Annotated in this window: 10 protein-coding genes; 8 read left to right on the forward strand and 2 right to left on the reverse strand. The window is 62.3% G+C overall.

Translation table 11 applies throughout. From position 1 onward, the window contains the following. Nucleotides 1–8 precede the first annotated feature (8 nt). From AC07VY_RS23810 to AC07VY_RS23830, 5 genes are all read left to right on the forward strand, one after another. Nucleotides 9–800 (forward strand): ABC transporter permease, encoded by a 792-nt coding sequence (locus tag AC07VY_RS23810; protein WP_495099630.1) that lies wholly within the window; start codon nucleotides 9–11, stop codon nucleotides 798–800. Beyond that, complete coding sequence (locus AC07VY_RS23815) at nucleotides 797–2,209, forward strand: amidohydrolase family protein (protein WP_495099629.1); 1,413 nt, start codon at nucleotides 797–799, stop codon at nucleotides 2,207–2,209. Before AC07VY_RS23810 ends, AC07VY_RS23815 begins: the two co-directional genes overlap by 4 nt. 281 nt (nucleotides 2,210–2,490) lie before the next feature. After that, nucleotides 2,491–3,630, forward strand: coding sequence for an ABC transporter substrate-binding protein (locus AC07VY_RS23820; RefSeq protein WP_495099628.1), 1,140 nt, complete (start codon nucleotides 2,491–2,493; stop codon nucleotides 3,628–3,630). A 24-nt stretch (nucleotides 3,631–3,654) separates the two neighbouring features. Continuing rightward, complete coding sequence (locus AC07VY_RS23825; RefSeq protein WP_495099627.1) at nucleotides 3,655–4,494, forward strand: shikimate dehydrogenase; 840 nt, start codon at nucleotides 3,655–3,657, stop codon at nucleotides 4,492–4,494. Further along, nucleotides 4,491–5,294 (forward strand): DODA-type extradiol aromatic ring-opening family dioxygenase, encoded by an 804-nt coding sequence (locus AC07VY_RS23830; protein ID WP_495099626.1) that lies wholly within the window; start codon nucleotides 4,491–4,493, stop codon nucleotides 5,292–5,294. Before AC07VY_RS23825 ends, AC07VY_RS23830 begins: the two co-directional genes overlap by 4 nt. 53 nt (nucleotides 5,295–5,347) lie before the next feature. Here the strand turns inward: AC07VY_RS23830 and AC07VY_RS23835 are convergent, their stop codons facing one another. Continuing rightward, complete coding sequence (locus AC07VY_RS23835) at nucleotides 5,348–6,238, reverse strand: alpha/beta fold hydrolase (protein ID WP_495099625.1); 891 nt, start codon at nucleotides 6,236–6,238, stop codon at nucleotides 5,348–5,350. Between the two features lie 140 nt (nucleotides 6,239–6,378). On the opposite strand from AC07VY_RS23835, the gene AC07VY_RS23840 reads away from it, so the two are divergent. Then, nucleotides 6,379–7,053, forward strand: coding sequence for an RNA polymerase sigma factor (locus tag AC07VY_RS23840; protein WP_495075232.1), 675 nt, complete (start codon nucleotides 6,379–6,381; stop codon nucleotides 7,051–7,053). Then, nucleotides 7,050–7,703, forward strand: a complete 654-nt coding sequence (locus AC07VY_RS23845; RefSeq protein WP_495099624.1) for an anti-sigma factor — start codon at nucleotides 7,050–7,052, stop codon at nucleotides 7,701–7,703. Before AC07VY_RS23840 ends, AC07VY_RS23845 begins: the two co-directional genes overlap by 4 nt. Before the next feature lie 12 nt (nucleotides 7,704–7,715). Here AC07VY_RS23845 and AC07VY_RS23850 read toward each other — a convergent pair whose 3' ends face one another. Further along, a complete protein-coding gene (locus tag AC07VY_RS23850; protein WP_495099623.1) occupies nucleotides 7,716–9,002 on the reverse strand; it encodes a S8 family peptidase in 1,287 nt (428 codons plus the stop codon). Nucleotides 9,003–9,192: 190 nt separating this feature from the next. Between AC07VY_RS23850 and AC07VY_RS23855 the strand changes: the two genes are divergently transcribed. Continuing rightward, a complete protein-coding gene (locus tag AC07VY_RS23855) occupies nucleotides 9,193–10,275 on the forward strand; it encodes a TIGR03118 family protein (protein ID WP_495099622.1) in 1,083 nt (360 codons plus the stop codon). Nucleotides 10,276–10,516: the final 241 nt, after the last annotated feature.

Raw genomic sequence — 10,516 nt, forward strand, 5'->3', positions numbered from 1 at the left:
TGATGACCATGACAACCCCCCGGCTGCAACGCCCCGGCGTGCTCAACTGGCTGGCACCGATCAGCTTTGGCATCGTGTTGCTGCTGATCTGGCAGGCGCTGTGCAGTGCCTGGCAGGTGCCGGTGTACCTGGTGCCCAAGCCCAGCGACATCTTCCAGACTCTGCTGACCGATGGGCCATCGTTGCTGCGGGCGCTGGGCGTGACGCTGAAAGTCACGGTGCTGGCGTTTGCGCTGGCCGTGGTGCTGGGCGTGGCCGGGGCCTTTCTGTTTGTGCAGAACCGCTTCATCGAGGCCAGCCTGTTCCCCTATGCCATCCTGCTGCAGGTGACGCCGGTGGTAGCGATTGCGCCGCTGATCATCATCTGGGTGAAGAACCCCACTTTCGCTCTGGTGCTGTGCGCTACGCTGGTGACGCTGTTCCCCATCCTGTCGAACACCGTGCTGGGTCTGCGCAGCGTGAACCCGGGCCTGCTGAACCTGTTCAAGCTGAACGGCGCCAGCCGCTGGCAGACCCTGGTGCGGTTGCGCATTCCGAGTGCCTTGCCGTTCTTCTTTGGCGGGCTGCGCATCTCCAGCGGCTTGGCCTTGATCGGCGCGGTGGTGGCCGAGTTTGTGGCTGGCACCGGCGGCACCGGCGCCGGGCTGGCGTACGAGATTTTGCAGGCCGGTTTCCAGATCAATATCCCGCGCCTGTTTGCGGCCTTGGTACTGATTTCGGTTACCGGCGTGCTGCTGTTCGTCAGCATGGTTTGGCTTTCCAATAAAGCTCTAGGACACTGGCACGAAAGCACGACATGACCACCACTTTGATCCGCAACGCCGCTGCCATCCTCAGCGGCCAACCCGGTGCCGCTTCACGCATTGCCGGCCCCGACATCCGCCTGCGTGGCCAGCGCATAGAAGCCATCGGCCAGCTCAGCCCGAAGCCGGGCGAGGCCGTTATCGACGCGACCGATTGCGTCATCTATCCGAGCTGGGTCAACACCCACCACCACCTGTTTCAGTCGCTGCTGAAAGGGGATGCACACGGCATCGACCTGCCGCTGACGGCCTGGCTGGCGGCCACGCCGTACCGCTTCCGCGCGGCGTTTGACGAGCGGCTGTTCCGCATCGCCGCGCGCATTGGCTTGCTGGAGCTGGCGCTGTCCGGCTGCGGCACGGTGGCCGACCACAACTACCTGTACTACCCCGACATGCCGTTCGACAGCTCGGCGATTCTGTTCGAGGAGGCCGAGCGCATGGGCCTGCGCTTTGTGCTGTGCCGTGGCGGCGCCACCTGCACCCGCCAGCTGGAGGCCGAGCTATCGCAGGCCATGCGACCCGAAACGTTGGACGCCTACCTGGCCGACGTGGAGCGCCTTACCGCGCGCTACCACGACCCGGCTTCTGACGCGATGCGCCGTGTCGTCATGGCGCCCACCACGCCGCCGTATTCGCTGGCGCCGAGCGAGCTGGTCGAGTGCGCCCGCACCGCGCGGCGCCTGGGCATTCGCCTGCATTCGCATCTGTCGGAAACCGTGGGCTACCAGGACTCGGTGCACAGCATGCACGGCATGTCGCCGGTGCGCTTTGTCGCCGAGCACGAGTGGCTGGGCTCTGATGTGTGGTTCGCCCACCTGGTCAAGCTGGACGCCGAAGAAATCGCCTTGCTAGGCAGCACCCGCACCGGCATCGCCCACTGCCCGCAAAGCAATGGCCGCCTCGGCAGTGGCACCGCACCGGTGATGGCGCTGCAGGCCGCCGGCGTGCCGATCTCCATCGGCGTGGACGGCGCGGCATCCAACGAGGCCGCCGACATGATTTCTGAGGTGCATGCCGCCTGGCTGATGCAGCGCGCCGCCCAGGGCGACCGCAACCAACCGGTATTCCGTGGCGGCGCGGGCGAGGGCGAACGGGTCGCCGTGAGCGCCGACGACGTGGTCGCCTGGGGCACCTCGGGCGGTGCCAGCGTGCTGGGCCTGGGCGATGTTGGCACGCTGGCGCCGGGCATGGCCGCCGACCTGGCCATCTACGCGCTGGATGCCCCGCGCTACTTCGGCCTGCACGATGTGGCGCTGGGCCCGGTGGTTAGCGGTGGCCGGCCCAGGCTGAAGGCCTTGTTCGTGGCCGGGCAGAGGGTGGTGGCGGACGACCTGTTGCAGGGCGTGGATGTGGCCGAGTTGCGGGCCCAGGCGCGGGCTGCCGTGCGGCAATTGATGGCGTCGTAAGTGCTGCCAGTATTTATAGGAAATAGGCCTGTAGCGCAGGTAATAACTGCGTAAGCTGCTATCAAAAATGTAGTTTTTTCAGGCCCCCTCCTGCACCAGCGCGATGCCCTGGCCTATGCATATGGTGTACGAGGTGTAGCCGCCGCTGCCATGCGATCACCTGCGGTTATCGCGCATGGTGTTTTGCTATCTCCCCAAATGCTGGCGTTCTTCCCACAATGTGCGGCGCTTGCCAGTGTCTGGGCTGGGCGGGCGTTTACTACTACAAAACTGGAGACAACATGAACCGCTTTATCGGGGCCGCCATTGGCAGTGTGGCATTGGCTATGGCCGCCACGGGCTATGCCCAAACGGTGCAGATCTATGGGCTGGTGGAGCTCAGCGGCACCGGCGCCACGTCGGGCAGCAATTTCGACAATGGCATCAAGCTGGCGGTGAAGGAGATCAACGCAGCGGGCGGCATTCTGGGGCGCAAGATCAGTTACGTGTCGCAAGACACCCAGTCCAACCCCGGCGTGGCCAAGGCGCTGGCGCAGAAGGCGGTGGACCAGGGCGCGTACGTGGTGATGGGGCCGGTGTTCTCGGGCTCCATCATGGTCAGCATGGCGGAAACCCGCCGCGCCGAGATTCCCAACTTCACCGGCGGCGAAGCGGCTTCCATCACCCAGCAGGGCAACCCGTATATTTTCCGCACCAGCTTCACCCAGGCCACGGCCATGCCCAAGATCGCCAACTACATCCGCGATGCGGTCAAGGCCAAGAGCGTGGACGTGATCTATGTGAACAACGACTTTGGCAAGGGCGGCCTGGATTTGGTGCGCAAGGAGCTGGAGGCGCGCGGCATCAAGGTCAGCAACGCCATCTCGGTAGACCCCGGTCAGCTGGACATGAGCGCGGCCGTGATCAAGGCCAAGCAGTCGGGCAGCGACGCCACCTTTGTCTACACCAACGAAGAAGAGGCCGCCCGCGCGCTGCGCGAGTTCCGCAAGCAGGGCTATACCAAGCCATTGATGGGCGAGACCGTGCTGACCAGCCAGAAGGTGATAGAGCTGGCCGGCGAGGCCGCCAACGGCGCCATCGCCCATGTGGGCCTGACGGCCGACGCGCCGCAGCCGTTGATCAAGAAGTTCAGCGACGCCTTTCTGGCCGAGTACAAGGTCAAGTCGGATCACAACGGCCTGAAGGGCTATTCCGGCATGTACGTGGTGAAGGCCGTGACTGAGAAGATCGGCAAGTTCGACTCCAAGGCTTTTGCCCAGGCCATGAAGGGTGTGAGCCTGTTGGTCAAAGATAGCCCCGGTATTTTGATGGACGTCAGTTTTGACCAGAATGGCGACCTGGACCGGGAAAGCTATATGACCAAGGTCGAGAACGGCAAACAGGTCATCATCAGCGTGCTCCCGCCCGCAGGCAAAAAATAGTTTTCAACCACGCATACCGATCGCATGTCTACCTCCAAAGTTTGTCTTGCCGGCGTCATGGGCTGGCCCGTGGCGCATTCGCGTTCCCCCAAGCTGCACAATTACTGGCTGCAGAAATACGGCTTGCTCGGCTCCTACGTGCTGCTGCCGGTGCAGCCGGAAAACCTGGCTACGGCACTGGCCGGCCTGCCGGCCCTGGGCTTTGCGGGCTGCAACGTGACCATTCCGCACAAGGTCACGGCCATGGAGCTGATGCACGAACTCGACCCTATGGCCCGCCGCATGGGCGCCATCAACACCATCGTGGTGCAGCCAGACGGCTCGCTCAAAGGCTTCAACAACGATGGCTACGGCTACATCCAGTGTCTGCTGGATGCCCAGCCCGACTGGAGTGCCGATGCCGGCCCCATTACTGTGCTGGGCGCGGGCGGTGCCGCGCGTGCCGTGGTGCTGAGTCTGGCCGAGCGTGGCGCCAAGGAGATCCGCCTGCTGAACCGCTCGCAGGACAAGGCCGAGCAGCTGGCCCGGGAGTTTGGCAGCCCGGTCCGCGTGCTGCCCTGGTCGCAGCGCCACGAGGCATTGGCCGATATCGCCCTGCTGGTGAACACCACCAACCAGGGCATGCACGGTAGCCCCGCGCTGGACCTGGACCTGGCCCAGCTGCCCCCGCATGCGCTGGTGTCCGACGTGATCTACGTGCCCCTGGAAACACCTTTGCTGGCCGCTGCCCGCGCACGCGGCAACCCCACAGTCAACGGCTTGGGCATGCTGCTGAACCAGGCACGCCCGGCCTTCAATGCCTGGTTTGGCGTGATGCCCGTGATCACCGCCGAGCTGCGCCAATCCATAGAAGCCACGCTGTGAGCGGGTCTGCCACCGGCCGCATGCCGGCGGTGTACCTGCCGCACGGCGGTGGGCCCTCGTTCTTCATGACCGGGGAGCGCAAGCAGCTGTACCAGCCCATGGAGGACTTTCTGCGCGGCGTGCCGGCCTTGCTGCCGGCCACGCCCACGGCCATCCTCATCATTACCGCCCATTGGGAGGCGGCCGTGCCCAGCTTTGCCGGCGCGGCGCAGCCGGAGCTGATTTACGACTACTTCGGCTTTCCGCCCGAGACCTATGCGCTGACCTACCCGGCGCCCGGCCAGCCGGCATTGGCTGCACGTGCGGCCGCGTTGCTGCAGGCGGCTGGTTTGCCGGTCCAGGTGGACCCAGGCTATGGCTGGGACCACGGTGTTTTCATCCCGCTGAAGGTGATGTACCCGCAGGCCCAGGTGCCGGTGCTGGCCATGTCCTTGCACCACAGCCTGGACCCGGCCTTGCACTGTGCCTTGGGCCAGGCGCTGCGCAGCCTGCGCGACGAGGGCGTGCTGATCATGGGCAGCGGCATGAGCTTCCACAATCTGCGCAACTTCCAGGCTGCGGCGCCCGCTTCGTTTGCGTTTGACAGCTGGCTGGAGACCGCGCTGGCCGGCAGCTGGGCCGAACGCACACAGCAACTCAGCCAGTGGAGCGCGGCTCCGGGTGGCCGCGCATCGCATCCGCGCGAGGAGCATTTGCTGCCCTTGATGGTGGCCAGCGGCGCGGGTGGCGATGCGCCTGGGCGTCGGCTATGGCGCGGTCCGGTAGGGCCGTCTGTGGCCTCTGCCTGGGCGTTTGACTAGGTTGTGCTATTGAATAAATAGCTGCTTGCGCAGGTATTACCTGCGCTGCAGGCCTAAAAGGCTTTGAGGTTCTGCAGGAAGGCGCGGATCGCCTGGGCCACTTCCAGCGGCTTTTCTTCCATCATCAGGTGGCCCGTGTCCAGTGTCTGCCCCTGCACCTGGCCGGCCCAGCGCCGCCAGATGTCGACTGGTGTTTCCCCCTCGGTATAGCGTCGGCTTTCCCATAGCACCAGCACGGGGCATTGCAGCCTGCGTCCGGCGGCCTGGTCGGTGGCGTCCAGTGCAATGTCATAGCCGGCGGCTGCGCGGTAGTCTTCAATCATGGCCAGGCGTACGCTGGGTTGGCGAAAGCAGCGTTGGTATTCGGCATAGCTGGCCGGGTCTATCACCTGGCGCCCGTGCGTCATGCGCGTCAGCGTGTTGTCCAGGAACATGTCGGGGTCGGCGGCCAGCAGCGTCTCGGGCAGGGGTGCGGGCTGGGCCAGCATGAGCCAGTGGTAGGCATGCAGGCCGAACGCCAGGTTCACGCGCTTCCATACCTCGACGGTGGGGATCACGGTGACGGATACCAGGGCGCGCACGTGCTCGGCGTGGTCCAGCGCCAGGCGGTGCGCTACGCGGCCACCCCGGTCATGGCCGGCCACCGCATAGTGCGTGTGCCCCAGCTCGCGCATGACACGGGCCACATCGTCGGCCAGCGCGCGCTTGCTGTAGTTGTGGTGCTGCGCATCCGGCGCCGGCCCCGTGCTGTCGCCATAGCCGCGCAGGTCCACCAGCACCACCGTGAAATGCGCGGCCAGCAGGCGGGCTGCGGGTAGCCAGGCCAAGTGGGTTTCGGGGTAGCCGTGCAGCAGTACCAGTGCAGGTCCCTGGCCGGCGGTGTAGGAGACGATGGCTAGGTCATCGGCCCAGGCGTGGCAATTGCGGGTGAATGTCACGTCCATGGATGGCCTTTTGTCGGTTTGGCTAGTGGTCTGGCAGTTTATCGCCCGTGCCGGCGCCCGTTACTGCAAGCATCGCTTCAATGCACCTGGTTCCCCGTTCGGAAAATGGGTGCGGAGGACGGAGTTACGACGACATCAAAATGGAATTTCCACTGTTTTGCAACCTTTTTAGCCGTGTGCAGCACATACTGACATCGCTATTTCAGCGCAGGCAGGCTAACGCAAAAACCTTTAATCGCTCTTGTCCCTTGATAGAACATTCGCCCGACCTCCTTAGTGAAAGCGCATTGCTTCAGCGTGTCGGTTATGGCGACAGGGCTGCACTTGCCGCGTTGTATCGCAGCTACCACCGCAGACTGGCCCGGTTTCTGAATCGGTTCACGCGCAGCGAGGCCCTGATAGAAGAGGTGATCAACGATACATTCATGATCATTTGGCAAAAAGCGGCGGAATTTCGAGGGGACTCTCGCGTCTCCACTTGGCTCATGGGGATTGCTTACCGTGTGACGCTGAAGGCATTGCGGCAGCAGGGGCTGGACCATGCGCCGCTGCCATCGGATATCGAGGAGATGGTCGTCGAACCTTTCCAGGATCTTGAAACACAGGACTGGATCGAGAAGGGGCTGAACCTGCTGTCGCCCGAGCACCGAATGGTGCTGGAATTGGCCTATGTGATGGGACACTCTCTTGAAGAGATTGCGGAGATCACCTCTGTACCAGTCACCGCTGTCAAGTCCAGGATGTTCCATGCACGCGTCAAACTTCGTAACCTGATGCCGGCGCTTTCTGGCCGGCCAACGGGGACCACACAATGAACGAATCTACCTACGACGACCGTATCCATTTACGCATATGGCAGTTGATCCCATGGGTTGTGAATCAGACGGCCTCTGTGAGCGAGCAGGCGGAAGTCGAAAGCCACCTGCACCACTGTGAGATTTGCCGTTCCGAGTTGGCGCTACAACAAGACTGGAAAAACTCACTGAACGTGAGCGAGGGCGCTGTCTATCCTGATGTTGAGGCGGGACTTTCGCGTCTCTCGCAGCGTATCGATACGCCGCGTCCTGTGTTACGTCCACGGCTGCTGGCGGTGGCCTACGGTCTTGGTGCGCTGGTTCTGTTGCAGAGCGGAGTTTTGACCGTGCTTGGCATGAAGATGGGGGCCAGTGATACGCCATCCTATCGCACGCTCTCTGCGGCGGAGAATGCTTCTATGGGCGCCACAATTCGGTTGGTGATTGATCCGGCTGCATCGGTCGGTCAGCTGCAAGCGCTGCTCGCGCCGCTGAACCTGCAAATCGTGGCAGGCCCGAGCGACAGCGGGGTCTATTCCCTTGGGCCACGTGCTTTGGAGCAAGGTGGAGGCTCTCCCCATGCGGATATCAAGCGGCAGATTGATGCGCTGCGTGCTGCTCCAGTGGTGCTTTTTGCTGAACCGGTGGTACAGAATCGCGAGGGGGCTTGAGCATTTGTTTGCTTACGGGGCTAAGGATTCATTGCAACCGCTACGCAAAGCGGCCAGCGCACGACAGGTATTGATCAGGCGTGCGTAGTGTTGGTTGGGACCACTCGTTCGCTCAAGCACGCCATGGATAGCGCTCGGGTCTACGCCGGGCGTGGCCGCGAGCAGCAGTGCTACGGAACCTGTCACCTGTGCGGCGGCAAAAGATGAGCCGGAGACGAAGTCGTAGTGCCCCCCGGGGGTAAGTGTCAGGATGTCGTGTCCCGGTGCGTAGAGCAGCGTGGATGCTTGCAATGCTGGCGCGCGGTTGGCAAATGTTGCTGTGGCGACACCGATAACTCCTGGGATTCCTACGGGAAATGCTTTCAGGTCGCCACTCGGCAACACTGCGCCAACGACAACCACGCCTTTTTTGATGGCTTGTTCGACGAGGGCGGAAAGTAGCGGGTCAGCGGGGCCGCCTAGGCTGAGGTTGATGACGTCGGCCCGGGCATCCAGGGCGGCCTGGATGGCCTGGGCCAGCGTCAGCGAGTTGCACGTGGCACCCGAACCGGCGTTTTGCCAGCAGGCCTTCATGGCAACCAGGCGAGCGCGCGGTGCAATGCCCGTAATACTGCTCGAGGACTGCCCGCCGCCGTCGGCTGCGATGACGCCGGCGACCTTGGTGCCGTGCTCGTCACGGTTGAACTGTGCCCAGTCGCTGTTGACGAAGTTGCGCGTGGATGCAATTCGACTGCGCAGGTCTGGGTGTTCGGTGTCCACACCCGTATCGATCAGTGCGATGCGGATCGAATCGCCTAACGCGACCCGATGGGCCGCATCTGCGCCGATTTCATGCACCGTTTTCTGCAGCGATGTATAGCGCTTTTCGGGTGATGCTTCTGCCTGGGCCTCGAAGGTCTGTAGAGGTTCTGCCAGTTGCACCCGCGGGTCCGCGGCGAGCTTATCGAGCACGGACTTCCGTGACCTTCCATCTTCAATTTCGAGCACCGCGCAGTGCACGCCGAGCGCGGAAATTGGCCATGCCATCACATGCGTTAACTCATATTGGTGGGCTATTGTAGCCAGCGTTGCGCGCGCGCTGCCACTGGTGTCATAGGTGTTGCTGTACCCGTTGCCCGTCGAACCTGCGCTCAACGCGAACGATTGTCGTGGGTTGGCTACCGTCACTACGACCATGCGGTCGGGATGCGCTTGCATTTTTGGCATTGCCAAACTCGGATCTGGTATGGACTCCACCAGTGCGCAAGCCGGCAGCGTGCAAGCTGCGCAGAGCAGCAATAAATAGGCGAGACGTTTCATGGACAGAACCCTGTTGTGGTGCATTGCTGCATGTTCAGTATGTGGGTTTTTTGCGTCGATAAGTTGCGACTGCATTGTCTGACACGCGGGGCATTTTCAAGTCGTAGTTTGATTTGAATGCCTTTGCAACCTTTTCCTGAATCCGTGGTACCTACGGCCGCATTCATATTATTCAAGGAGGAATGGCACCATGGTTTCCCTGCGCTCGATAGCTTTGAAATTTGCGCTCTCTGCTGCGGTCGCGGCCAGCTTGGCTGCGTGCGGCGGTGGCGACGGTGATACAACACCGTTCAAGTCGACCGTTCTTGTGTCAGATGGCAGCACCTCTGCGGCAAATACAGATGTGAACCTGAAGAACGGCTGGGGTATTGCCTTCAACCCGACAGGATTCGTGTGGGTGGCTGATGCTGGTTCGAAGAAGTCCACGCTCTATGATGGCAACGGTGCGCCGCAGCAATTGGTGGTTGCCATTCCTGACGGTGCCAATGGCCCCGCGGGTCCGACCGGCATCGTGTTCAGTGGCGCCAGCGGCTTTCCTGTCAGCCAGAGCGGCGTGACGGGTTCCAGTGCATTTATTTTTGCTACGCTTGCTGGCACCATTGCCGCGTGGTCGCCCACGGTCAATCTGACCAATGCAGTGACTGCCTATGACGATGCGACAGGCGGGGCGGAATATACCGGCCTGGCCATTGGTAGCGACAGTGGTGCGGCCCGGATCTATGCGGCGGACTTTCACAATAACAAGGTGGATGTTTTCGATAGTGGATTCCAGAAGCTGGCGACCACCGGCCGTTTTACGGATCCGGCGTTGCCTGCGGGTTTTGCTCCGTTCGGTATCCAGGCGATTGGTGGCAACATCGTTGTTTCGTATGCCCAGCAAGATAGTACGGCTCGCTTCTCCGTCCATGGCAGCGGCCTGGGTTTTGTCGACGTCTATGACGCCAGCGGCAATCTGAAGAAGCGTCTTGCCAGTGGCGGGGCACTTAATGCGCCGTGGGGCATCGCCTTGGCGCCTGCTAACTTCGGCCGATTCAGCAACACGCTTTTGGTCGGCAATTTCGGTGATGGCACGATCCACGCGTATGACCAACAAAGCGGAGCCTTGGTGGGCACGCTCACCCAGAACGACGGTACGCCGATCACCATACCGGGCCTGTGGGGCATTGCTTTCGGCAATGGTGTGAACGGACAGCCGACCAACACCCTGTTCTTTGCGGCAGGTCCGAATCGCGGTGTCAATGGTATTTACGGTCGGATCGATATCGGCCAGTGATATTCCGGGCGGCTGCTGTAACAGCTCCGCAGCCGGGCACTTGCGGCGTTCATCGCCGGTGTCCGGCGGTATCTTGGTGGCTGGTTGGGAGTGCCATGCGATCAGTCCATGTGAGCAGTTCAATCCCTACCTCTTGCCATCGCGCATGCTTCGCCCCCCTTGATTTAAGGCAACGCTGAACAAGCCTCTTCAAAATAGGCCCATGCATCTACCAGGGTCCGATTTCGGCCACTTGGGCGTT

It is taken from the genome of Rhodoferax sp. GW821-FHT02C08 (assembly GCF_059421805.1).

Coding starts and splice junctions, on each gene's coding strand:
- AC07VY_RS23820 (WP_495099628.1), top strand. CDS start 2,491: ATGAACCGCTTTATCGGGGCCGCCATTGGCAGTGTGGCATTGGCTATG.
- AC07VY_RS23815 (WP_495099629.1), top strand. CDS start 797: ATGACCACCACTTTGATCCGCAACGCCGCTGCCATCCTCAGCGGCCAA.
- AC07VY_RS23840 (WP_495075232.1), top strand. CDS start 6,379: ATGGAATTTCCACTGTTTTGCAACCTTTTTAGCCGTGTGCAGCACATA.
- AC07VY_RS23810 (WP_495099630.1), top strand. CDS start 9: ATGACAACCCCCCGGCTGCAACGCCCCGGCGTGCTCAACTGGCTGGCA.
- AC07VY_RS23845 (WP_495099624.1), top strand. CDS start 7,050: ATGAACGAATCTACCTACGACGACCGTATCCATTTACGCATATGGCAG.
- AC07VY_RS23850 (WP_495099623.1), bottom strand. CDS start 9,002: ATGAAACGTCTCGCCTATTTATTGCTGCTCTGCGCAGCTTGCACGCTG.
- AC07VY_RS23825 (WP_495099627.1), top strand. CDS start 3,655: ATGTCTACCTCCAAAGTTTGTCTTGCCGGCGTCATGGGCTGGCCCGTG.
- AC07VY_RS23835 (WP_495099625.1), bottom strand. CDS start 6,238: ATGGACGTGACATTCACCCGCAATTGCCACGCCTGGGCCGATGACCTA.
- AC07VY_RS23855 (WP_495099622.1), top strand. CDS start 9,193: ATGGTTTCCCTGCGCTCGATAGCTTTGAAATTTGCGCTCTCTGCTGCG.